General features: G+C 52.0%; 17 protein-coding genes. 11 read left to right on the forward strand and 6 right to left on the reverse strand.

The features are described 5' to 3' along the window. Window positions 1–88 precede the first annotated feature (88 nt). Window positions 89–1,117 carry a hypothetical protein gene (locus tag EYC87_RS01940; RefSeq protein WP_279251372.1) on the forward strand — a complete coding sequence of 343 codons (1,029 nt, stop codon included), beginning with the start codon at window positions 89–91 and terminating at the stop codon, window positions 1,115–1,117. Between the two features lie 74 nt (window positions 1,118–1,191). After that, window positions 1,192–2,256: a hypothetical protein gene (locus tag EYC87_RS01945; RefSeq protein WP_279251373.1), complete on the forward strand. Its 1,065-nt coding sequence runs from the start codon at window positions 1,192–1,194 to the stop codon at window positions 2,254–2,256. A gap of 20 nt (window positions 2,257–2,276) precedes the next feature. On the opposite strand, the gene EYC87_RS01950 is transcribed toward EYC87_RS01945, so the two are convergent. Together EYC87_RS01950 and EYC87_RS01955 are read right to left on the reverse strand one after the other, a co-directional pair. Beyond that, window positions 2,277–3,770 (reverse strand): TIGR03032 family protein, encoded by a 1,494-nt coding sequence (locus EYC87_RS01950; protein WP_279251374.1) that lies wholly within the window; start codon window positions 3,768–3,770, stop codon window positions 2,277–2,279. After that, the gene (locus tag EYC87_RS01955) at window positions 3,754–7,419 is read right to left on the reverse strand and encodes a choice-of-anchor Q domain-containing protein (protein ID WP_279251375.1); all 3,666 of its coding nucleotides are present in this window, start codon (window positions 7,417–7,419) and stop codon (window positions 3,754–3,756) included. The genes EYC87_RS01950 and EYC87_RS01955 overlap by 17 nt, the downstream gene beginning before the upstream one ends. A gap of 268 nt (window positions 7,420–7,687) precedes the next feature. On the opposite strand from EYC87_RS01955, the gene EYC87_RS01960 reads away from it, so the two are divergent. From EYC87_RS01960 to EYC87_RS01970, 3 genes are all read left to right on the forward strand, one after another. Further along, entirely contained in the window at window positions 7,688–8,359 is a 672-nt protein-coding gene (locus tag EYC87_RS01960; protein ID WP_279251376.1) for a hypothetical protein, read from the forward strand. Between the two features lie 210 nt (window positions 8,360–8,569). After that, window positions 8,570–9,367, forward strand: coding sequence for an SDR family NAD(P)-dependent oxidoreductase (locus EYC87_RS01965; RefSeq protein WP_279251377.1), 798 nt, complete (start codon window positions 8,570–8,572; stop codon window positions 9,365–9,367). A gap of 101 nt (window positions 9,368–9,468) precedes the next feature. Beyond that, complete coding sequence (locus EYC87_RS01970; RefSeq protein WP_279251378.1) at window positions 9,469–10,299, forward strand: SDR family NAD(P)-dependent oxidoreductase; 831 nt, start codon at window positions 9,469–9,471, stop codon at window positions 10,297–10,299. 127 nt (window positions 10,300–10,426) lie between these two features. Here EYC87_RS01970 and EYC87_RS01975 read toward each other — a convergent pair whose 3' ends face one another. After that, entirely contained in the window at window positions 10,427–10,720 is a 294-nt protein-coding gene (locus tag EYC87_RS01975) for a hypothetical protein (RefSeq protein WP_279251379.1), read from the reverse strand. Window positions 10,721–10,995: 275 nt separating this feature from the next. Between EYC87_RS01975 and EYC87_RS01980 the strand changes: the two genes are divergently transcribed. The 3 genes from EYC87_RS01980 to EYC87_RS01990 all read left to right on the forward strand — a co-directional run bounded on the left by EYC87_RS01980 (window position 10,996) and on the right by EYC87_RS01990 (window position 14,500). Continuing rightward, the gene (locus EYC87_RS01980) at window positions 10,996–11,748 is read left to right on the forward strand and encodes a glucose 1-dehydrogenase (protein WP_279251380.1); all 753 of its coding nucleotides are present in this window, start codon (window positions 10,996–10,998) and stop codon (window positions 11,746–11,748) included. A gap of 946 nt (window positions 11,749–12,694) precedes the next feature. Then, the gene (locus tag EYC87_RS01985) at window positions 12,695–13,495 is read left to right on the forward strand and encodes an SDR family oxidoreductase (protein WP_279251381.1); all 801 of its coding nucleotides are present in this window, start codon (window positions 12,695–12,697) and stop codon (window positions 13,493–13,495) included. A gap of 18 nt (window positions 13,496–13,513) precedes the next feature. After that, complete coding sequence (locus EYC87_RS01990) at window positions 13,514–14,500, forward strand: NADPH:quinone reductase (RefSeq protein WP_007227101.1); 987 nt, start codon at window positions 13,514–13,516, stop codon at window positions 14,498–14,500. Here the strand turns inward: EYC87_RS01990 and EYC87_RS01995 are convergent. Next, window positions 14,497–16,569: an alpha/beta fold hydrolase gene (locus tag EYC87_RS01995; RefSeq protein ID WP_279251382.1), complete on the reverse strand. Its 2,073-nt coding sequence runs from the start codon at window positions 16,567–16,569 to the stop codon at window positions 14,497–14,499. The two genes, EYC87_RS01990 and EYC87_RS01995, sit on opposite strands and share 4 nt — an antisense overlap. Window positions 16,570–16,991: 422 nt before the next feature. On the opposite strand from EYC87_RS01995, the gene EYC87_RS02000 reads away from it, so the two are divergent. Then, window positions 16,992–18,143, forward strand: a complete 1,152-nt coding sequence (locus tag EYC87_RS02000) for a glycine cleavage T C-terminal barrel domain-containing protein (protein WP_279251383.1) — start codon at window positions 16,992–16,994, stop codon at window positions 18,141–18,143. A gap of 101 nt (window positions 18,144–18,244) precedes the next feature. Here the strand turns inward: EYC87_RS02000 and EYC87_RS02005 are convergent, their stop codons facing one another. Beyond that, window positions 18,245–20,230, reverse strand: coding sequence for an SDR family oxidoreductase (locus EYC87_RS02005; protein ID WP_279251384.1), 1,986 nt, complete (start codon window positions 20,228–20,230; stop codon window positions 18,245–18,247). 98 nt (window positions 20,231–20,328) lie between these two features. Next, entirely contained in the window at window positions 20,329–21,405 is a 1,077-nt protein-coding gene (locus EYC87_RS02010) for a helix-turn-helix domain-containing protein (protein WP_279251385.1), read from the reverse strand. A gap of 164 nt (window positions 21,406–21,569) precedes the next feature. Between EYC87_RS02010 and EYC87_RS02015 the strand changes: the two genes are divergently transcribed. Together EYC87_RS02015 and EYC87_RS02020 are read left to right on the forward strand one after the other, a co-directional pair. Further along, window positions 21,570–23,249 carry a class I adenylate-forming enzyme family protein gene (locus EYC87_RS02015; protein ID WP_279251386.1) on the forward strand — a complete coding sequence of 560 codons (1,680 nt, stop codon included), beginning with the start codon at window positions 21,570–21,572 and terminating at the stop codon, window positions 23,247–23,249. A gap of 237 nt (window positions 23,250–23,486) precedes the next feature. Beyond that, window positions 23,487–25,079: an isocitrate lyase gene (locus EYC87_RS02020; protein WP_279251387.1), complete on the forward strand. Its 1,593-nt coding sequence runs from the start codon at window positions 23,487–23,489 to the stop codon at window positions 25,077–25,079. The last annotated feature ends 27 nt before the right edge of the window (window positions 25,080–25,106 follow it).

Genomic DNA, 25,106 nt, shown 5'->3' on the forward strand with positions numbered 1-25,106 from the left:
ACTGCGACGACAATAATAAACACTTAAAAATAGGCAGGGCTTTTGAATCTGGTTTATCATGAAGCACCGATGGCCAGTGTTGTTAAGCATGCATGAGTTTCGCATAACGCCAGTATCAGCTCCTCTAGCCAAAGCGCAGCGAGATAAAATTACTGCATTTTGGGAGAGTGAAAATGCGCAGGTAACGAACCCAGAAAAACGCCTCGAGGAAGTAGCGTATTGCGCCCACACAGAGGATGGCAAGTTAATCGCGCTTTGCTCTTATCATCTTGGACGCGGAATATATAACGAACTCCCTCTTTATTTTATGCGAGTTTTCGTTGCAAAAGATTATCGACAGACGTTATTGGCGTTTAATTTACTCGCGCACTTGGCCGAGTCTCTTGCAGATGAGGCGAAAGGAAATCTAATCGCGAAAGGTGTCGGCGTTGCTGCAATTCTCGAGACAGATATCGTAAAGAACCGAGGCACGATAGAGTGCTGCCGAACGTTTCAGTTTCCCATTAATAAGCGTCCTCTCACTTTTATGCTGACAGGATATACTCCTAAGGGGAGTCCCGAATATTGTCATTTTTTTGAACGCGTTATTAATAGCAGTAAACAGCATAACAATGGAGAAAAGCATTCGTCAGACTCTCTGACTTACTCGGCACTTCGCAGGGTAATTCCCGGCCAAAATTCCTCGCTCGACGCTAGTATTGCATCGTTTTTGGCAAAAGAAAGACAGCTCGAGCTGGAATCTGCACAGGCATATCTGCAACAAAAAATCATTTATATACGCCACGACGATGAGGCAATCATTACCCTTGGTCTTCTTGCACCTAAGTTTTTGCCTGAGATTAACGCCACCTTGTTTGGCTTAAATCTTGTGGCCGCGTCTGAAGAAGTCCACAGAATCAACTCAGGCGCCTCCAGTTTTATTGAAGATATTTTCTCCGATATGAATGTGCGACACAGCGGTAAACTCGAAGAAGCCGTGGGTCTTTATAATCTTCATTCTGGAAAAACGAGCTTGCCACTCATAAATTCTCACACCAGATTTCACTTTCAGGGACTAGACGATGAGGGTCGAGAGTTGAGAATTCGATATTTCGATGGCGCAAAGTTAGTCGTTTAGTGGCTTAAAATATTGTCCAAACTCGCGCCGTTCACAATAATAACCGTAGCAGCTGAAAAACAGGAAACGTCAATATGGCACATCCCACTGTAATAATTCTGGATGAACACCGGCCAATAAGCACATTGCAAGCTGAGCAAGTCAATGAGTTATGGCGTGCTGAAGAGGCCGTGATTCACGATGTCGCTCAGCGACTCTCTGAGGTAAGGGCCTTGGCCTACGCTGAAGATGTTTTAATTGCAATTGGGTCACTCCATTTGATGAACCACAATGCCACCGGTAAACCTGTTTATGCCTGCGCAGCCATAGTTTCATCTGAGTTCCGCAGTCAGGGACTGGCGACTGATATATACCAAAGTATTATTGAATCTGCCGAGGAGCAGTTCGATGCAGGCACCGACACAAGCGCAATAGGCATATTCATAGAGTGGCAAGCGGCCGTGGTGCGCACTTGGGAGGAAACCATATGCTCTTTTTCTTTCGAGCATTCAAAGCAACAGCGGCCCATGCAGTTTAATCTCACTGGCATCACCGAGGATGGGTTGCCTCAGTATGTTTACTATTTCAAAAACGCTTCACTATTTACGAAGGGTCCGGTATTTGAAGACGAGCGGAACTTGGACAGCGGCCAATCAGCCACGAGCGACCTTAGCTTTTGCTGGCAAAGTCTAACTCACCAGGAACAAGAAGCAGTGACAGACTTATGGCTGTCTCATGGCGTGATAAAAGATAGGGAGTCATGTCAACGACGGTTGCCAGACGTAGCTGGGCTTGCACGGATTGGCGAAAACATTGTTGGAATCGCTTCAGTTTTCAAGGCGCCCTACGAGCCGGCTAATGCAATGTTCATGGGATACAGAAGCTTCGTTAGTCCAGATGCTCGCGGCGGTTTCACTGCAACAAGATTACTGAAACACACTTATTCTGAATTCAATAGAATTTACGGCGAAAGTAACACTATCGATAACATGCATGGAATGGCTTACGTTCTACAAAACGACAAACTAAACAGGTATGTACACAAGCCAATGGGTCCCGATGTAGGGAGTTTTCTGATCGGGTATATCAACGATATGCAAATGAGAGTGAAGTATTTCGACGGCGCAAAGGCTCGCCTCCACAGAGACACATCAAACTAGCCTTGTGGAAAGAAAAAATCTCATTGCGGTTGCTCACTGGCGTATTTCAGCGCTTTATTTAACGCTTCTTCAGCGGCCACAAATTGGGGCCTTATCTTTAGTGCCTGCCTGAAATAAGCTATGCATTGTTGGGTCTGCGATTCTTGTGCGGCGATATTCCCCAATTGATACAGTGCTTCGAAGTGGCCTGCCTCCCGCCGAACGACGTCGTTCAATGTATTCCTCGCTTCAGCCAACGACCCATCTCTGAGTAATGCCAAGCCAAGGTTATAACGTGCAGGGAGGTAGTTTTCATCAACGGCCAACGCATCGCGATAACTCGCCATAGCGGTCTTTAAATCACCGCTGTTGAAGTGCTCGTTCCCGGCTTCAAAGTACTTCTCAACCGGCTTCCAACTTTGATCTACGGTTGCTACATTTGCCAGACATTCATCTGGCACCACGAAAGTGCCAAGCATCAGATTCTCGTCTTCACTGCCAATATCCGGAAAGGCGTGGGGAAGCACAGAAACAGCGAAAATTTCTCGAACTCCACCCGTAAATTTAAGAAATGCAACCACTGTCTTGGTTCTGATATCTAAAACCCAAACACCGCTTTCACGTACCGGCGTATTCCGCGTTATTTCAAGGTCTGAAAACACTGCGGTTTCGCGTACCTGCGATGTGCCGACAAATGCATAATGATCAAAGAAATCCAGGCCTCTTGTAAAGCCTGGCAAGTTCAGTCTCAAGATCTCCTCACCGGTATCAGGGTTGCAAGCGACAACATCGCCCTTACCGGACTCCAGATACCATAGGTTGTCTGCGTACCATCGAGGAGAGTGCGGCATAGAGAGCCCATCTCGAATGATCTTGTTTTCCAGAATATCGATCACTACGCCGCCGCTTGTTTTGTTGTTCCGCCAGCCACCGGGTTCATCTGAAGTGCCCAGCGCAGAAACATATCGGACTTTGTGATCTCTCACGGCTAAGCCATTTAAATGGCAACGATCCCTAGGGTCGTAGGCAGAGATAAAATCAGGCTTCCATATGGGCTCGAAACTGTATTTGGAATTGAGGCGACAGAGGCATGAAAACCGAGTATTTACAAAGATGACCTCGTCCTCAATGATCGCCATCTCATGAATATCAATGTCGCCGGTGTTATAGACCGCGCGCGGCATATAGGCAGCGGTATGCTTGCCTTCGGGCTCAATTTTTTGCGCTGCAGAAGGTACGTTACGAAGATCGAAGATCTGGCCCTGGGTGCCTAGAATGAGCCTGTCAGCACTCGCAGTCACTCCCATTGGTTTTTTGAAAGCCCGAAAATGCGTGTTTGTGACGCCATCGTCAACGCGAGCAATGATTACCTTGCCCGCTTGATATGTGCTGATGCAAAGGGAGATGCTTTGGTTCGAGAGGATTTCGCTTAAGCTGCTGGTGTGGACGCTCTCGAGTGAATTTTCGCCCGCCGTAGCGGGCGATCCGGTGGCGTCTTGTCCGTGGGCACCGTTACTGCTACCGGTCTCGATCACGACGCCTACGCAAACCAAACATACCGAGCAGACTAACCATTCCAGACATCAAAACCGTCACTAACCAGGGCATTACCGGTACCGGTGTTGGCACTGATGGTACAAATCGAGCTATGTACGCCGGGTCAGATATATTGGCGTCTTCGCCATTACAATCTTCCGGGCCATTTTCGTTAAGCTCGAACAAGAACTGAACGCGACTATCACCGAAAGCATCGGGTGAATCGTCGAGCACAAGAAGCGCCGGCTCCTCTCCATCTTCCAAGAGGTTGCATTGTTGCTTAATAAGGGCGAGCCCACTGAAGGATGCGGGTGTAATCAGCTCTAAATTCACCTTGCTCGGGTCGCCTGACCCAGGGACAGCCGTAAAGCTAACGCCAGTGAGGGTGACATATGCTCCGCCCTCTACTTGGATAGGTTCGGCCATGGCGGGAAGTGTAGAGATACCAGTGAGGGAGTAGCTGCTGGAACCAGCAGGGTTGCCTTCCTCATCAACCACCGCCAAGGTGTATTGACTGGTGTCGGAACTAAAGCTCGCCACACTGTTCTGGTCAACGTCAGGGATACCATCGCTATTGCCATCGTTCGGTGCAATGATATACGCGTCCAGGGGCGAGCTATATTGCTGTCTTCTGAGAAAGATCTCCGGGTCTGTAGCGGGAGCCGCAAGCTCCGCGTCATCTACAAGCCCATCACCATCGCGCTCAGCTGACCATTCGTAAGCACCTATATCACTGCAGGAATCGCGTGGGTAGCCGCGCTGATCAGGAAAATCAGTCACTTCTGTTGCGCACACCAAGTTGGTCTCGGTGGGTATTTCTGGATCTATAGCGCCACTGCCCTCTAGCAGAGCTATAGTTTTCACAGCGGCGAAAAAGCCATATTTAGGATCGTCATCGTCAAGGAGCGCGGACCCATTGAACTGCAAAGGCCCCAGGTCGTCAGGATTAGCCAGCTCGCTCGGCAGGAATCCGCTATCAGACGGCACGCCACCGTGGAAAACAGCGGACCCATTGCCAACAATCTCACCGTAGCCGACGTAGAGGTCATCAACGCCCTGCGCTTCATTGCCCGAGATCAGCGTGTTTATGATGTTCAGGTATTTAGCATCGAGGAAGACTTGCCCCCCATTTGCGACACCATTGACACTGGATGTATTGCCGACTACCGTCGTATCAAGCACGCCCAGCGCTGACTGGCCCTCATCATCCTCAGACGGCTCACGAGCCTCTAAAAACAATCCCGCACCAGTCGGGACATCGCCTTCCGCTGTAGCTATAAACAACTGATTACTCGCAATAGTTGACGCCACCACCGTGGTTACCGAGGTTTCTCCTTCTGCGTATTTGTTGCCAATGTTGTCGGCGAAAATGCCGCCGCCTGCAGCTTCGGATGAGTATTCAGCCCCAACTGAAATATCGATCATATTGCCTGACACAGTCGAGCCTATGACCCGAAGGTTGGACTCAGCGTCAGCGTATTCGCTGCCCTTGGAGCTAGGCTGTGTGCTTAGACCAATTCCGCCACCTAACGCTGAAGAGTCAGTAGCCCCACTAATAGTGATTGAATTATCAGAAATATTGCTCCCTTCAGAGTAGAGGGCTAAGAAACCCTCCCCGTATTTTAGGCGTTGCCCGACGCCTCCACCGACCGCCTGAATCAAGCCGCCAGCGCTTTTGTTCGCCGAAATCTCATTTCCGGTGATGGAGGCCCCCGATAAAACGGCTACAGAGTACTTCGAACCAGCCCAGAGGCCGCCTCCAGTGAGGAATTGCTCACCGCCGGAGGTGTTCGTTAGTTCCACTGAGTTGTTGGTAACGCCACCAGGGTCTGTCAGCACTGCAACAGGAATGGCGAAACCATCTTGTTCGCTGGTGACGTCCACAGGATCGACAGCCAACTCAAATTCGGGTTTCTTAGCGCCAATAAGGGTAAAGTTCGCGCTCACTCCGCCGCCACCAACGCCGGCGTCAGTTATGGACGATACTGAAACTGTATTACCGCTATTGCCAGATCCATAGCCGTAATATCTTCCATATTTAAGGCCTGCGATCCGACTAGGAGCGTCAGCATCAAATATTAAATTGCCTACTGCCAGACCACCACCAGCTGCGTGTGTATAAGCCTCCGAGTAGTCGTTGGTTCCGCCGCTAACAACAACGGTATTTCCTGATACGGTGGACGCGAGAGACAGCAGCAACAGTGACTCACTGTAATTGGTGCCGACAACGGCAACTCCACCGCCTACCGCAATCTGTGCATTGTTTCCACCTTCGGCATAATCTGACATGGAGAGCTCAACGGTATTTCCACTGACCTCGCTCGAACTCAACGAGCTAAAAACACCAGATTCTGAATAGCCTTCTCCTCCTCCTAAAGAATCGAGCCATCCTGCCGATAAATTTCTTAGCACGTCGCTTTCAGAGGCAGCCAGACCGCCGCCCATGGCCAGTGCCCGCCTAGCCCCGCTTCCAGTAAGCGATACCGTGTTATCTCGAACCTCAACATATTTAGATTCGATGAATGTGCTTGTGTCATCCATGGCCGAATCTATGCCCGCAAAAACTCCACCCCCGGCACTGACAACATACTTAGGCGCGAGAAGTTCACTGTTGTTGGTAAAGGTTACGGTGGCCGCGTTATCTGCTATCACCGCCTGCCAGAGGGACAGTCCTCCGGAGCCCTCCCCATATTTGCTGCCAGCCGAAATCGAGTTATCGCGAGCAACACCATCCCCAAAACTGGCTATGCCACCACCCAGGGCAGCAACACCGGCATCTTCACTGGGGCCATATTCGAGTTCGCTGATATCCAGATCAACAAGCGCGCTGTTCCCCGTAATCTTACTTGCTATGATGTTCATCCCGGCGGGGTGATTGCCGGCTAAAGCCGCAGCGGACTCATTGAATCCCGCTGACACCGCTGTAAAAATTGCTTCTGCGCCCGTTCCTGTAAGGCAATCGTCAGGTGGTGTATTGCCCGGGAATTCAAAGTCTGCAGCGAAAGAGGGTTTAACCAGGGTTGAGCCATTAACGGCAGCACCGCCACCCACGGCAGAGGCACTCTCAAAAACGCTAAAGCCATCAACGTCAAAGACGTGAGTAACCGTGTTATCAATTAGCTCAGAGCCTTGGAGACAGAGTTCCCCCGCTACATAAATGCCGCCCCCGGCGCCCACGGCTGAGTTTTCACTGATTACGCTCTTATCAAGCACAAGGATGTGGTTATTGGCATTAATTGCCCCTCCAGGCCCATTGCTGGCGGCGCCTGACAATTCTAGGCCGCTGATGATGATAGGGTGGGACTCGTCAGGGTCTGAACTTGAGTTTTCGAAGGAGAAGAGCCCGAAGCCATCAGAAGCAGCATTGATGACCACCTGGGGCCGGCCATCAGCCGCCACCGGAGCTTGAATAATGACGGGCTTGTTTGCAACGGTAATGGTTCCGCTGAGTGAGATCTCCGGGCAATTGGCAACATCAATAACAACGGTTTCCCCAAGCACAGAGTCCACGTCGTTCAACGCTTGTTGCAAACTATCTGCGCAATCGATTGCGCCGGTGCCAGTGACCCCAGCAGCCAGCGACTCAGCCGCGAGAGATAAGGAAACGTTAGCAACGGCTAGCGATAGGAGTCGTTTTTTTATATTCATGACTAGCCCCAGATGTTAAATTTCCCAACCGTGGTTAGCGTCGACTTACTCCATTAAGCCAGATAACGGAAAGATACCTTAAATTCAAGATAGTTACCATGGCATTTTCTGCTGTTGCCGCTTCCCAATGAGACCTATTGTGATGTGCATCACACTTTGCGTCAACGCAGTGGGGGATTGTGTCGCAGTGGACACCGCCACTGTGGTATGGTCAAAGGAGTAAAAAAGCAGCCTGCACCGATGAGTAAAAGGGTGGTATTGTTCAGTTATGAAACCCCTGTCGATAAAATTATTGTTCGTTCTTCCCCTTGCCGTAGTGGCATGTATCGCAGCGTACCAGTCATTTGGGCCAGTGGGCACAGAATTGGTCCACGAGGTGCTGCCGCAAGAATTGCCAAAACCGCAGAACGATTCTGTGGTAAAAAACACAGGTTATAAAGTGGCAGGCCTTGCTGGCGGTAACGGAGGCTCGGAGGCTATTAAGCAGAGCGCAGAAACAGATCATGCAGTGTCGACTTGGGATTCTGTTAGTGCCGACCCGAAAACGATGGCCGAATGGCGAGAAAAGGCAGAAGCCAAGCGAGCGCTAAGAATACACAGTAGAGAGCAACGAGTTAGAAACCCGGAGCAAATGGCAGAGAGAGCAAGCCGTTCCCTCGCTCGTCGTCTAAGGCTCACAGACGATCAACGTAATCAGGTATCTCAGATCTACCAGCAATATGCTAAGCAACTTTCTGCACTGGACAACTTTGACGGCACATCATCAGAGCTTGCCCAGGCGCGCCGTCGTATTGAAGGCGAGCGAATACAGGAGTTGATGCCGATCTGGAGCGCAAGCCCTGCGCTACAAACCGCAAGAGCGCAATTTATGGAGGCAGGACGCCTCGCAGGCGCTACGCTCATTACCCCAGCTCAGGAACGCAAACTAGAGTCGCAATGATGGTGTTTTTGATCACGCGTTAGGCCGTCTTTGGCCCGGGACTGCCTTCATCGGGAGTTTGGAGGCCTGCCGTTTGTACGCCTTTAAATTTACCGACCTACCACCAAGTGATGGCGTTATCACGCTAGTGAACTTACTCATCTTGGCGTTTAGACTCAAAGCGGGCGGGTAGCGTAAAGCAGGTAGCCTAGAGCAAAAGAGATGAAGCATATGAGCCAGTTATTAGAGGGCAGGGTTGCGTTGGTAACGGGTGCTGGTGCTGGCATTGGTCGCGCGATTGCTCGCGCATTCGTTCGCGCTGGCGCTAGCGTTGTGGTTGCTGAATATAATGAGGAAACCGGGGCACAGGTAGCGACAGAACTTGCAGAACTCGGAGGCGAGGGGCTTTTTATCCGCACTGATATCATGGATGTTGCAAGCGTTACTGCAGCCGTTGAGGAGACCATCTCTCGTTGGGGTACCATCGATATTCTGGTAAATAACGCTTATCCAACCATGACTCATCGCCCAGCGGGCATTGAAGCTATTGACCAGCAACGGTTGCGTGACAGCATGACCGCAGGATTTTTTGCTGCGACTGCTGCAATGCAGGCGGCTTTCCCCTCCATGAAGAGTCGCAGTTACGGTCGAGTCATTAATATTTGTTCTTTAAACGGTGTAAATGCCCACAAATTCACTGCCGACTACAATGCGGCCAAAGAGGCTCTAAGGGCCTATACCCGGACAGCGGCAGTGGAGTGGGCTCCGCACGGCATTACTGCAAACATAATTTGCCCCGGGGCAGCCACGACACCTTTTAAGGCACTGGCAGAGTTTATGCCTGGTATGGCCGATGAGATTAAAAAAACGAATCCCATGGGATATATGGGGGACGCGGAGCGGGATATTGCGCCGGTTGCAGTTTTTTTGGCCTCAGATATGTCTGTCTATATGACGGGCAATACACTTTTTGTAGATGGTGGCGGTCATATAAACGGCGTACCGTGGGCACCTGAAATAGACGTTTAGGCGCTTTAAAACGACTGCTCAAAACCTGTCGACAGCCAGTCTATACTGTCCCATAGAAGATCATAGGCACACCTCCCGAAATATAAAAATGCGAGAACTCAATGAGCACATCGAACTTCAAGGATAAAACCGTCATTATCACTGGCGCCTCGGCAGGCGTGGGTGCCGCTTGCGCAGAATTGTTTGCCAACCTGGGGGCCAGACTGGTGCTGTCTGCCAGGGGCGAGGAAGCACTGAACGTTTTTGCCGATACGCTGCGCGATAAAACCAATGTGCTCGCTATCCCCATGGACGTCGCAGACGAGGCGGGATGCGAGGCACTGATTGAGCAAGCTGCAACCGAATACGGTGCTATTCATGTGCTGGTGAATAACGCGGGTGCCCACCATCGCGGTGCTGTAGAAACACAGACACCTGCAAATATGGCCCAAATGGTGGACGTTAATTTACGGGCACCGATCTACCTCACAGCGCTCGCTCTCCCGCATATTCGAAACGCGGGCGGTGGTGCTGTGGTTATGGTGGGTTCTCTAGCGGGTCGCACGCCAATGCAGGGCGCAGCGACTTATGCATCTACAAAAGCTGGTCTAAAAGCATTTACGCACTCACTTGCAGACGAGCTCATGGACAGCGGTATAAATATTGGCGTGGTATCCCCCGGCCCAATCGACACCGCATTCATCATGGGCAGTATCGACGAAGTAGAAGATATCGTTTACTCGCAGCCGATGAGTACCGCGGGTGAAGTGGCCGAGGCAGTAATGGCGGTGGCCAACGGTGAAAGCGTAGAAATTTGCTTGCCTACCATGAGCGGTCGCTTAACCAACCTGAGCTACCTCTCTCCATGGCTGCGTAGAAAGTTGCGTCCGTCGCTTTACAAAAAGGGCGCTAAAAATAAGGAAAAATATCGTAACCGGCCGGTCGTTTCCTGAGCAGCAGGCTCGTCGATCGACTTTTCCGAGCGAATCTGTTTTCAGAAACGCATGAGGCCATGGAGGCTGATCCTGTCTTCTTACCCGAATTAACCCACACGGCTTTGAATTACTTCGGTACGAGATGCTACGACTTGTCTTTTCGTAGCTTCAGCAACCAAGAGCTATTGTTTTTTTCGGCGTCGTAGAATATTGCGACAGTGAAGAAAAACATCAGAATTAAGACAATATGTGCTGCCACACTGAGCCCGAAGTAAGTGATGCTTCCCAGATAAACGGCGAAGGCACCGCTCCACATAAAGGCAAGAATAGTCATGATAAACATTCTGCTGGTGGGGTCAGGGATATGCCTCAATGGGTTTTTACTGGAATCGAAAATGTATTGATAGGCGTCGTAAATCCATAGGCCAAATCTTTTCATGTCATCACCTTTAGTTTTATCTATTTAATAAAAGATACGGATCAGCTATGTGCTTGGATTCGAAAGCAGCCCACATTTTTCTATTTTTAGACAAGAGCTTCATGGCTGCGATGCGGTGATACCGGAAATCTAGCCCTTCAGGGGCGAACCTGGCCTAAAACGTCGGCTTTCGCCCATGAATGCACATCGTCTAGTTATCTTTATTGAGGCCTTTTTCGACTCAATCCTGATATCGGTATATCCTTGTTATAGGTCTAACAATAAGGAAATAAACCATGAACCAAGAGAGTAAAGTCGCGCTTGTCACCGGCGCTGCCTCAGGATTAGGCGAAGCCATTGCACAGCGATTGGCAGCCGATGGCATGGTCGTGGTAGTGGCCGATATCGATATGGCCAATGCCGGGCGGGTTGCTAAGGCGCTCACTGCGAGTTCGATCTCACTGAAACTGGATGTTACTCAAGAACAAGACTGGGTCGAAGCTATAGCGGCCATTGAGCAACAATTCGGGCGCTTGGATGTACTGGTCAATAATGCGGGCATCACCACCATGGGAACGGTTGAGGACTTGACGCTGGAGGCTTTTAAACACGAATTCAGCATTGATGTCGACGGTACGTTTCTGGGCTGTAAACACGGCATTGGGTTAATGAAAAAAAATGGTGGGGCTATTATTAATATGTCCTCGGCGGCGGGCATCAAAGCCAGTTCCTTGCTTTGCGCTTACAACGCGGCCAAAGGTGCTGTGACAATGCTGACCAAATCCGTAGCGCTACATTGTGCGGAACAAAAGAATGGCATTCGTTGCAACTCGGTTCATCCCGGCGCAATTCATACCGCCATCATTGATAAGACTTTGGCGCAGTCAGATGACCCTGAGGCATTAATGGAAACCTTTGTGGCCTCGCATCCGGTCGGTCATTTAGGGAAGCCAAGTGACATTGCGTCGATTGTTTCTTATTTGGCCTCGAATGAATCAGGCTTTGCTACTGGCGCGCAATTTGTCGTTGATGGGGGGATGACCTTGTAGGTTAATGAATTTTTAGCGAGTTCCAGCAGCAGTTTTTTTTGGCGTTATCGAGCGTCTCTTGTTGGCACAAAGCGGCTCCCAAAAGCCGAAATCGGCTGATTCCCTATGACCATCGTGAGGTAATAGCGGACATCTAGTCCACCTGGGCCAACTCAGCTCCTAATGTCTTCGCGTTCGCCCAATAGCGGGCATGGGTGTGCGACGTCAGCCGTCGCAACACCAGGTGGCCTGATCTACTAAAAGACACATCTGCTACTTTTAGAAATAGGATCAAACGGCTCCTTAAGGTTTGACGACGTAAAGTGGCAACCTCTGGGCAACCGTAGCATGAGACCAAAAAAAACTACTGAAGTAGATCTGCACGCGTACGTATGCATAGTGTTCGCTTTTGCCTAATTGCGGAAGCGACTAGGATGAATTAATTCTGTAACAGGGATTCCGACAAAGGATGGTGGCTACCAAGTCTTCTAGTCAGTTTATCCTTGATAGGGGTGGACCATCCTTGGCCCTCTCATCCTTGAGATACCTCCTTGGGGAAAACTAATTCTCGCTCTATATGCATTCTTAGGAGATGGCCCCCTGCGCCAATTTGATGACTCTGTGCGCCACTATTCAGAAATTGGAAATGAAAAACGAGATGACCGCTAGGAGGTGATAGCGGACATTAGCGAAGGCATAGAAAACCTACCGAAGTGGGTCTGGTATTCAGGTCGTGATCACAGAGAAGGAGTTGCTCCCCGTGACATCTCGACCAGCCCTTCCATCTGCAGAAGAGTGAGCTTAAGAGTTTGTGGCTGCAGGTTCGCAGCAAACGGAAATAAACTGGGCGCTCAGTTGCTGTTCGAAGATTGCCGATTTTCTCGCTGGGATTGCAAAAATCATTTGTTCCGCGTCGCCGCTGGTGCCACCATGCGTCTGAATACACTCCTTGGCCAGAGCACCGGACATGACAACACCAAGTATCCAAATAGAGCCCGGGCAAGTGGTACTGGTAACCGCCGGTGCCAGCGGTATAGGGCGTTGCATTGCTGAGACCTTTCTCTATCACGGGTGCAACGTGCATGTGTGTGATATCAATGAGGAGGCACTGGGCGACTTTCTCGCCACTAACGGGTCCGCGGTCGGTACTGTTGCAGACGTTTCAGACACAGGCCAGGTGGACGCGCTCTTTCAAGAGATCGCTAGCCGATGGGGCCGACTCGATATTCTTATAAACAATGCCGGCGTTGCCGGTCCTACTGCTCCGGTGGAAGCCATTGAAGACGATGATTGGGACCGCACTATCGCTATCGATCTCAATGGCCAGTTCTATATTACCCGGCGGGCAGTCCCGATGTTGAAGCAGTCAGGTGGTGGTTCTATCGTAAATATCGCATCTAACGCCGCGATGTTTGGGTGTCCTTTACGGTCCCCCTATACGGCTGCCAAGTGGGCCATGATAGGCCTTACCAAAACCTGGGCGATGGAATTAGGCCCCGATAACATCCGCGTCAATGCCCTGTGCCCTGGTAGCGTGAAGGGGGAACGCATAGATCGCGTTATTGAGCGAGATGCGTCGGAGCGTAATATGTCGATCTCCGCTATTCGCGAGGCCTATGAGCGGCAAAGTTCAATGCGCATGTTTGTTGAACCGCAGGATGTTGCCAACATGGCGCTTTTCCTCAGTTCAAGCCTGGGGTCTGCTATTTCAGGTCAAGCGATCGGTATCGACGGTCACACCGAAGGACTGGCCAACTGGCTAGGCTGAACAGGTTTAGGATTGAGTATGAATGCATTCTGGTTTGAAGCTTTTGGTGATGCAGCAGGTTCGCTGATTTCAGGAGCGCAGCCCAAACCCAAGGCCGAACAGGGACAAGTACTGGTAAAAATTTCGACCACTGGCATAAACCCTTCTGATGTTAAAAAGCGCGCAGGTGCTTTTTCGAACCTGCTCGACGCTGGTCTGGTTATTCCTCACAGTGACGGTGCTGGGGTGATCGAGTCTGTCGGCGAGGGCGTCGAGGAATCCCGGGTTGGTGAACGTGTCTTTGTCTATCAAGCACAGTATGGCCGACGTTTCGGTACAGCGGCGGAGTATGTGGCGGTAGACAGCATAAGAGCGCCAAGGCTGCCCGATACCGCCTCTTTTGAAGTGGGAGCCTGCATTGGTATTCCCATGATGACGGCGCATCGTTGCGTGTTCGCCGATGGCGGCGTTCGAGGTAAAAACATTCTCGTCACCGGGGGTGCGGGGAGGGTGGGTTATTACGCTATTCAGCTTGCCAAATGGGGTGGCGCCAACGTAGTTGCAACGGCCAGCAATCCTGCAGACAAAGCCACTTGTCTTAAAGTGGGGGCAGACTTTGTGGTTAATCATCGGGAAAGCGGGTGGGGAGATGCGGTGCTGACCCTTATTGAAGATGAGAAGATTAATCGTGTGGTGGATGTTGAATTTGGGGCTAATTTACCCGAGTTGCTCAACTGCCTTGCGACAGGGGCGACCATAGCGACCTACTCATCGACTCAGGTCCGTGAACCCAAGCTTCCTTTCCTGCAAATGATGTTTATGGATCTCACGATTCGGATGGTCATTGTTTATGCCATGCCTGAAGAGGCTAAAGCCCAAGCCATAGATGATATCTGTCATTTATTGGACAGCAGTACATTGCAACACAGGGTGGCCCACTGCCTGCCTTTTGAGGAAATGGTGAGGTCACATGAGTTGATAGAGCAGGGCGGGTTTAGTGGTTGTGTGGTGGTGTCCGTACCCTAGGGCAAACGCTGATAGCGCTGGAAAAATTGCCAGAATAAATCCATGCCCCATCGCTGGTCGCTAGCCTCTGGCTGCGGGCACAGAGGTTGCCCGGGTAGTGATTCTTGCTGGGCAGCTGTGACACAACTGGCGGATATTTGCGTGATGCGCTGACCGCGCCATTCGTGACCAGCTTCAGGGTCCATGCAACTAGCCACTTCCTGGCCGCTGTTGGGACAGTTTGTATAAGCAGAACAAATTAATCCGTTGGCTTCGCTAATTGCGGTGCGCCAGGTCTCGATCTCGTTACCGCAGTTCATCGCTCCGGCCCAGTCTTGCGTGTTCTTCGCAGCAGACGTGTAAATCCAACCGTCGCTTGTCGCCGTTCCATCGTGGCCGACACCATCGTCTTTTTCTCCGTAGAGATGAAGCATAGGTAAGCCTGACGCCGGGCCACAGGTGTGCCCCGGTGGCATTTGATAGATGCTCACACCAATCGCAGCAAATCGTTCAGGGTGATCGCAGCCCAGGCGCATGGCCATGCCTCCCCCATTGCTGTTACCAACGATGTAATATCGACTGGCATCAGTATTGAACTCCCGGGTCACTTCATCGAGTACTTGCAGTAGAAACCCGCTGTCATCGTTGCAGCTGGTCCAGGCACAATGGTTGCAGCTGCCGCAGTCGGGAGGGCAGGGGTACTTCAGTCGATCGTCAGTGCAGTGCGGCCCTGCTTCGGTGGGAGTGAAGTTGCTGGTCTCATCGTTCCAGGTGCTGATCAGGTAAGGTTCCACCGTTGAGTCATCGCCAATAACGCCCTGGAAATGCGAGCCCTGGGGGTAAACGATAATGTAACCGTTCTTTTTGGCATGTGCGTTGAGGTCGTAGCTAGTTGCAAACCCCGTCGCGGTAGAGCCAAGACCATGCAGGCCCATGACAACAGGCAGTGGCGTGTCGCCGTGCCCATCAGGCACATAAACAAAATATTCTCGACTCACGCCATCAAATTGTAGGCTGCGCCGAAGCAGGTGTCGCTGATTTCCCTGTTTGAGAAACTCGTTCACATGGCTGGCGACATCGCTCTGGTAGCATTCCGGGTTGGGACCGAAGTGGCCACAATCGCCGCTAATGTTAATGACGTCAAATCCCAGTGATTCTGCCAACTCGAGGTTCGGGCCAGGAATGACAGTCATGTCAGACTCGAAAACAACGGCTAAAGCGCTGATGTGGTGCAATCGTGATAGTCGCTTTGCAAGATCCTCGCGGTTCCTGCGAATATCATGGCTCAGCAAGGCCCTGGTTTGGCTGGCTCTATCAATGAGTCGCTCCTTACTGCGGTGCCGACGCATTGCATCAAAGCGGGATTCGAAAGTCCCTTCATCCAGCTCGCGGTTGACGTAATCGGGAGTCCAGAACAGCAGCGTATCCATGGCACTTATCACATCAGTTACTCGCGCAATTTCTTGCGGGCTATCAAGTGGGCTGTCCAGGGCCGCCATCCAGCCTCGCTCCTTCACATAGTCGTAAAAGGTAGGCCACGGACTTGCTTCAATGGGTACGAAGTGAGAGGCAAATTCGGGGTACATCATCATCCATTCATATACCTGGTGCCCGCCCATTGAGGCTCCTACTACGGCATGGATGTGCTCCAGTCCCAGTTCTTCCAAAAGCAGTCGATGTTGCGCATTGACCATGTCCCGTATAGTGAATTCAGGGAAGGGCACCTGTAGGCTATTAGAGGGTGAAGAGGAAACACCGTTGCCAAACGCATCAATAGCAATGACCTGATAGTTGTGAGTGTCCACGATGCCGCCGGGCCCCAAATAGCCATAGTCGAAAAGGGCCTTTGAATCTCCGTTATGCCAGCTAGGCATCAAGACTATGTTTGAGGCTTCCTCATTGCGCTTCCCATACACCCGGAAGCTCACCTGGCAGTCGAGAATTTCCTCGCCATTTTCCAGTGCACAGCGGCCAAGCTCGATAGACTGCAGTTCGCCTTCTGCCCGGGTTGAAACCGCTGCGAAGGTGACAACCGCCGTCAAAAAAGACCGCGCGCAATAGCGCCTGACAGTTACCCAGTTCGCGGCCATAAACATGTCCCTAAATAATCGTAATGAGCACTGTATTAATACAGGTTATCTTCGCGCTGTCCACGATATATCGGCACCTTTGGGCATTGCGAAGTGTTATCTATGGATGAGCTTTTCTGTGGTGTAGCCGAATTATTTTCGCGTGAACGATGATTGATTTTTGTCCAAGATATCGCCACGCGAAACTAATAAAACCAGCGTTGAAGTAATGCCCGATTTTCGCTCTCGTCTGGAGAAATTCTACCTCGAGGTATTCCCCGTAAAGAAGGTCTAGGCGCAGCTGGAACAGTTGCCTCGGTGTGGTTATCTGGGACTGCCGGGTGCAGTGGATTGCATGAGACTGTTTCGCACTTCCTGAGCGTTGGAGTTGGTCAGCGCGGTGGTAAATTAATATGTCCAAGTAATGAGCGGAGAATAACGCAATGAATGAAAACCAATTTATCAGCGCCTTGACTATCGGCCCCCGGGTGCGCAAATCACCTTTTTTCGATGCGACTCTCGCCGCCGGCGTAAAATCTTTTACCGTATATAACCATATGTATTTGCCAACCAGCTACGGTGACCCGTTGCAAGAGTACTGGGCCATGGTGGAGGGCGTCACCCTGTGGGACGTTTCATGTGAACGGCAGATTGAAGTGAGTGGGTCGGATGCGATTGAGTTCACCCAGTTGTTAACGCCCAGAGATGTCGCAAGCTGTCCAGTGGGACGGTGTCGCTATGTGGTGTTCACTGACCATGATGGCGGCGTAATTAACGATGCCATCATGTTGCGTTTGGAGGAAACTCGTTTCTGGCTTTCACCGGGAGACGGCGACGTCCTGTTGTGGGCTCAGGGAGTAGCCGCCCGCAGTGGCATGGATGTAAAGCTCACCGAGCCCGACGTGTCGCCGCTGCAATTGCAGGGACCATTGGCGCCAAAGGTAGCACGCAAGCTTTTCGGGGATGTGGCTGTTGAAATGGGGTACTACCATCTGCATGAGCTTGAACTCAATGGCATTCCACTGGTGCTCAGTCGAACAGGTTGGAGTGGCGAGTTGGGCTATGAAATTTATCTTCGCGATGGTAGTCGTGGAACGGAATTGTGGGACCTGGTAATGGCGGCGGGCGAAGAGTTTGGTATAAAGCCGGCCTGTCCTTCGGCCATGCGAACAATAGAAGGAGGAATACTGTCTTACGCCTCGGATATCACCCGTGAGGACACACCGTTCACTATCGGTATGGAGCGCTTGCTGGACCTGAATAAATCGCAGGAATACATCGGTAAGGCTGCGTTGCAGCAGATAGCAAAAGAAGGCACGCCCCGTCGCCTTGTGGGCATAGAAATCGATGGCGACCCTATCAGCGGCAATGACCGTTTCTGGGACGTTTTTGAGAACCAGGACAAGGTTGGCCACCTTACCCGCTGTGCCTGGTCGCCAAGGCTGGAGCGGAATATTGGGTTGGTCAACTTGCCCACTGAGTTGGCCGAGGCGGGGACTGCGCTGAAGGTGCAAACTCTGGACGATCTCCGTGACGGTATTGTGGTGGCCTTACCTTGGTTCAAGTCAATCACCAAGATTCCCGACGATTTATAGTATGGCGTTAGTAGCACGGCCTCATTAGAGCGGGCTAAGCACCTTTAAGTCCGCCAAAAAAAACCCGCCTGTTGGCGGGTTTTTTGTCACTTTTTTTCAGTTTAGAAGTGCACGCCCTTCATCAGTGCGGCAAGTGCGACCTGCTCATTCGAGGCCTCAACTTTCTCAACCTTTTTGTCACCGCGCGCGGCAGCAGAGTCATTGAACATGCGAAAGACAACGTTCATTACAACTTCGGTGAACTTGGGTGCGACTGCGGTCATGACCTGCAGATAGACGCCCAGCGGCGAAGCTATGCGCTTGGGCTTCTTGATAACTGCCTCAACCACCATGTCGCCGGCCTCATCGGGCGTCAGGACAGGCATTGAATCGTAGACGCTGGTTGCCTCGATCATCGGTGTGCGAACGAGTGGCATGTTGATGGTCGTGAAGCGCACGTTAAGATCGGAGTACTCTACAGCTGCGGCACGGGTCCAGGCATCCAGCGCTGACTTTGATGCGACATAAGCAGAGAAACGCGGACTGGGTGTGAGCGCACTAATGGAAGACATATTGATAATGTGGCCGGTACCGCGCTCAGCCATTGAAGGCAGCAGCCCCATGGTGAGGCGGATAGCGCCAAAATAATTGATCTGCATGGTGCGCTCGAAATCATGGAAACGATCGTAGGAAAGTTCCAGTGAACGGCGTATGGAGCGGCCAGCGTTGTTGAGCAAAATATCGATGAACCCGTGGTTCTCCAATACCTCGGCAACCAGGCGGTCGCAATCAGCAAGGTCCGATACGTCGGCCTGGTAAATGGTGGCAACGCCGCCAACTGTGGCGATCTCCGCGGCAGTCTCCTCAAGTTTCTCTGCACTGCGAGCGACCAGCAGCACATGTGCTCCGGCTTCTGCAAGGCGCAAGGCAGAGGTCTTGCCGATACCTGACGAGGCGCCTGTGATTAGTACCACTTTGCCACCCACATTGCCTTCCAGCGAATGGTCCACAAAGAGGTCTGGGTCCAGGTTACGTTCCCAGTAGTCCCAGATCACTGGCGCGTAGTTCTCCAGTTCGGGGCATTTGATACCGCTGCCCTTGAGCGCGCGCTCGGTATCACGGTTATCGTAGCGAGTCGGATAGTTCATGAACATGGTTACCGAATCTGGCAGACCCATGTCTGCGAGCAGTGTACTGACAATTCGTTTTACCGGGGGCAAGCCAGAAACCGCCTCGCGCACGAACTTGGGAATAAAATGGAACATTCTCATGTCAAGACGCATGCTGAAGCGCGGCGTGTGACCGGCATCGGCGAACACGTTCAACAGATTTCCCATGCTGTGATGATCGGGGTTGGTCAGGTGGAAGCAGCGCCCTTCAAGATTCTCCTGGTGAACAATGTGGTCCATCGCGTCCACCACATAGTCGACAGGTACTACGTTGAACTTGCCGCCCTCAATGCCGATCAGTGGGAACCAGGGTGGCAGGATTCTGCGGATTTTTTGTAAGCTCTTGAAGAAGTAGTAGGCGCCATCAATCTTGTCGATTTCGCCTGTTTTGGAGTGTCCTACTACCATTGCGGGGCGATAAACCCTGAATGGTATCTTGGCCTCGTTACGCACCACGCCCTCAGAGTCATGCTTGGTAGAGAAGTAGGGGTGCTCCAGGTTTTCTGCCTCTTCGAACATGTCTTCGCGGAAGGTGCCGTTATACATACCGCCTGCTGCGATGGAGCTGACATGCTCAAAGCAACCCACTGCGAGAGCCTCTGCCAGCTGCACAGCATGGCGAGTGCCGTCAATATTGGTTTTGGTTTGTTCTTCTGCGGAGGCGGCCAGGTCATAAATGGCAGCGAAGTGGCAGAAATGTTTGATGCTGCCTTTAAGGTCAGCGATGGTGGCTTCATCAAGGCCTAGCAGCGGCTGACGAAGGTCGCCTTCTACGGGTATGAGGCGATCAGAGCCGCTACCGAAGCGCTCTTGCAGGGCTTCAAATTTCTCACGAGATCCAGCGCGGGTTAATACATAAATATCTCCCTCGCGCTCCTTCAACTTGTCAATGAAGAAACGACCGAGAAAGCCGGTGCCGCCGGTGATGAAGTATGCCATTTTGAGGTTCCTGATTGTTGTGGTGGATTGCAGAAAGTTTAGTTGATTCTGGTAATCTCACCATTGCGATAATTTGCAAACCGTAGGGGCAGGAATTTTCAGTGGGCGCTAATGTGCTTCTTGCGATAGTCCTGGGGCGTTAGCCCGGTCCATTTTTTGAAGGCGCGGTGGAAGGTACTGCTATCCGAGAAACCCATCAGCTCCGATAGTTCTGATGTGGTGTATTGGGCAGAGCTTAAATAGCCAATCGCTGCGTCCCGACGACAGTGATCCTTGATCTGCTGGAATGACGTTTGTTCTTCACGCAAACGGCGGTGCAAGGTAGGTGTCGTCATGTAGAGGCGTTCTGCGACCTCCTGCAGACCAGGCAAGGGACGCTGGAAATCATTGCCAATCAGGTTGCGAATACGTATCGCCAGGCTGTGCTCTTCTGGACTGATGCGAAACAGCTCGGCCGGGTAGGTCGCGAGCATGGCATGCAGCGACTCCTCGCTCTGGACAATGGGAAAGCTCAGGAATCGGCGGTGAAAAGCAAATGCGTCGCGCTCACTGCCGAAACGAACTGGGGCGCCAAATACCTCACTGTAATCCTTCCCCGCCTCTGCTCTCTCAGTCATTTCCACGCTGATCAGATCAATGAAGCTGCCGACGAACCAGCCGCAGACCCGGTGCCACATAGCCATGGACAGGATTCTTCCAGTCATGCCTGGCAACCAGTGCAGGTACTCCATACTGAAATTTTCAGGAGAAGAGAGAGTGCGGTCGGTGTCTCTGGCAAATACGAACCGACAATAAACGGTGTCGCCATCTTCTTCTAGGAGGAAGGTTTCGCCCTGTTCTTGCAGTCGCTTGAAGTAGATTGACGCCCTCTGCAGGGCCTGGGCCAGGTCTTTGGCATGAAGCATGGCCTGAAACATCATGCGATAAGCGCTGAAACTTCGCGTATCGTCAGGGTCGGCGATGTTGCCAGGGATGGAATCCTGAATTTTGTGAATCAGGTGGATAAAAAGGCGGCCGTAGTCCTCTACTGAGATGCGGGCATCTGCCACCGCTTTTTCTTCCATCAGCACCAATGGAAGTTTGAGTGCCCTGAGTTCCTTTTTGAGCTCCGCGGGTTCCACGGGCGCCAGGCGCAGCATGGATTGCGCGTAATGAAGAGGAATGGTGTTGGCCATGGACTAAACTCCTGAACTGTCGCCATTCTACTGTTATGGGTATGTTGGGCAAGTGGAGAAACTGATGCAAAATCCCGTCAGTCGAATTTGCAAAGTCTCGCTGATGCCCGCCCGATGAGCTTAAACTAGACTTCACACTTATCTACCTGATACGGAAAACAGCCATGTCACAGCTCAAACAGGAATTTGATACCGCGATTGCGCAACTTACGGGCGAGGGCGCACCTTACGAGATTGCCGTTGATGAGACCGGTCTGCGTTATTACAAGTCAGCACCCGCCAATTTGCGTGAGGCGCTGGCTGTTGGCCGCAATCACGGCGATCGCGAGTTTTTGATTTATGAGGGGGAACGTCGCACTTTCAACCAGCTGCTAGACGAGGCTGACGCCTTGGGTGCAGCCTTGCAGTCATCGGGAATTGGCCCTGGTGACCGAGTTGCGTTGGCAATGCGCAACTATCCTGAGTGGATGTCGGGGCTTATTGCGGTTGTCGGCATAGGTGCAGTTGTTGTTCCCGTTAACAGCTGGGGCAAGCCGGCAGACATCGCCTATACAGTAGAAGACGCCGGGGCGAAACTGGTGATCTGTGATCAGCAGCGTTACGACGGTATCGCACAGATGATGGATGCAAATGGCATTCGCACTCTGATTGCCAGGCCCGCGAACCCACAAGACGTTAACGGGCTGCCCGCTCTGGTCTCTGGTTTCCAGGGAAAAGCACCACAACATGTCGATATTGATGGCGATGACGTCGCCATGATCATGTATACCTCCGGAACCAGCGGTAAGCCCAAGGGAGCGGTATCCACCCACAGGGCTATTTGCCAGGCGGTGTTCAATATGGAGTGTGCAGCGATTGCCGCGGCAATGACCAACGGTGAATTGATCACGGCAATGTTGGAACGTAATTTTGAACCGACCTCACTGCTAGCGGTTCCACTTTTTCATGTCAGTGGCTGCCACGCTCAGTTCCTGGCCAACTTGCGCGGTGGTCGACGGATCGTAATGATGTACAAGTGGGACGTAAGTCAGGCCCTTAAGTACATTGAGAGTGAGCGCGTTACCGCTGTTGCGGCAGCCCCAGCTATGATCCTCGACTTACTGGAGGCGGAGAACTTCGACGCGACAGACACCAGCAGCCTGTTTTCCATGGGGGTGGGAGGCGCTGCAACGCCGCCCAAGGTGGGTACTTTGTTGCAAGAAAAAATGCCGCAGAATTTCAGCGGCACTGGTTATGGGATGACCGAAACCAATGCCCAGGGAGCCTCCTTGACCGGGAAGGCCTTTCAGGAGAAGCCCGGCACAGCGGGATTTCCACATCCGATTACGGACATTCGCATTGGTGACGAGACCGGAGAATCGCTGCCCCAAGGCGACACCGGTGAAATTTGGGTGCGTTGTGTGGCCAACATTCGCGAGTACTGGAATCGGCCCGACTCCAATGCCGAGGACTTCCATGAAGGCTGGCTGAAAACAGGTGATATCGGTTACCTCGACGACGACGGTTTTTTGTTCCTCGCCGATCGCGCCAAGGACATGATTATTCGCGGTGGCGAAAACATCTATCCCATAGAAATCGAGAACGAGTTACTCGACCACGAGGCAGTGAAAGAGGTGGCAGCGGTAGGTTTGCCTCACGAGCGCCTGGGCGAGGAAGTGGCGGTTGTAGTGCACTTGCATGAGGGAGCAGCGATTGCGGAAGAGGAAATTATTGATTTCGCTAAGGAGAGGCTCGCTAGTTATAAAGTACCTGCCAGGGTTTATATCTCCGAGCAAGCGCTGCCGCGTAATGCCACGAATAAGGTACTCAAGCGAGAGATTAAAGAAGCATTGCTGGGCGCCTGATCACCTCTGCGTGTTCATTTTGGGCTGGGCGCCAGCATGCGAGGGCTAGAGTGGTCGCGAGAGGCCGTTATCACTGGCATTAAGGGGCAGTTGGTCCATTCTTGGCGTGAATACCAAGAATCTCGCCTATTTATTTCAATTATGCCTCTCCCGGGACTAGTATGCCCTTCAACGACTGGCTGACCTTCCGTCTTCCGGCTACCCACAGTCCTAAACCCGTATCCAGAGGTACCACCTATGTCTATCCAGAACGACATCAACGACATCGCCCAGCTGCGCTCTCAGCAAGGCAGCGCCTGGGATGAAATTAACCCCGAATCCGCCGCTCGCATGCGTGCCCAGAATCGCTTCAAGACCGGTCTGGATATTGCTAAATACACCGCTGGAATTATGCGTGCCGACATGGAAGCCTATGACGCTGATACTGCCAAGTACACTCAGTCTCTGGGCTGCTGGCACGGTTTTATCGGTCAACAGAAGCTGATTTCTATCAAGAAGCACTTCAACAGCACTGACCGTCGCTACCTGTACCTGTCCGGTTGGATGATTGCCGCTCTGCGTTCTGAGTTTGGCCCACTACCTGATCAGTCCATGCACGAGAAAACAACGGTCTCTGGCCTGATTGAAGAACTTTACACATTCCTGCGCCAGGCCGATGCCCGTGAGCTGGGTGGTCTATTCCGCCAGCTGGATGCTGCCCGTGCTGCCGGCGACGATGTTGCTGCCAAGGCAACCCAGAATGATATTGACAACCACGTGACTCACGTAGTGCCCATTATTGCCGATATCGATGCGGGCTTTGGTAACGCAGAAGCGACCTACCTCCTCGCCAAGCAGATGATCGAAGCGGGTGCTTGTGCCATTCAGCTGGAAAACCAGGTGTCTGATGAGAAGCAGTGTGGTCACCAGGACGGCAAAGTAACCGTTCCTCACGAGGACTTCCTCGCCAAGATTCGCGCCGTACGTTACGCGTTCCTTGAGCTGGGTGTTGAAGGCGGCGTGATCGTTGCCCGTACTGACTCACTGGGTGCTGGCCTGACCAAGCAAATTGCTGTGACTCACGAAGTGGGCGACCTGGGCGACCAGTACAACAGCTTCCTTGACGTCGAAGAGCTGGAGCCAGGTGACATGAATCACGGTGACGTGATCATCAATCACCACGGTAAATTGGTTCGTCCAAAGCGTCTGCCGTCCAACCTGTATCAGTTCCGTCAGGGCACAGGTGAAGATCGCTGCGTACTGGACAGCATTACCTCTTTGCAAAATGGCGCTGACCTGCTGTGGATCGAAACCGAAAAGCCACACATCGGCCAGATTGGTGGCATGGTAAGCCGTATTCGCGAGGTAATTCCCAACGCGAAGCTGGTTTACAATAACAGCCCTTCATTCAACTGGACGCTGAACTTCCGTCAGCAGGTGTTCGATGCCTGGACTGAAGAAGGTAAGGACGTATCTTCTTACGATCGTGACAGCCTGATGAGCGTTGATTACGACGAAACCGATCTGGCTGCAGAAGCAGATGAGCGTATTCGCACGTTCCAGGCTGACTCTGCACGTGAAGCGGGTATTTTCCACCACCTGATAACACTGCCTACTTACCACACCGCGGCCCTGTCTACCGACAACCTGGCCAAGGAGTACTTTGGCGATCAGGGCATGCTCGGCTATGTTAAGGGTGTTCAGCGCAAGGAAATCCGTCAGGGTATTGCCTGCGTTAAGCACCAGAACATGGCTGGCTCTGACATGGGCGACGACCACAAAGAGTACTTTGCTGGCGACGCAGCCCTCAAGGCCGGCGGTGCAGACAACACCATGAACCAGTTTGGCTAAGCTTTCTGGTTACAATAAAAAGGGCGG

Origin of the sequence: Candidatus Seongchinamella marina (assembly GCF_026262685.1) — a bacterium.
GTDB lineage: Bacteria > Pseudomonadota > Gammaproteobacteria > Pseudomonadales > Halieaceae > Halioglobus > Halioglobus marinus.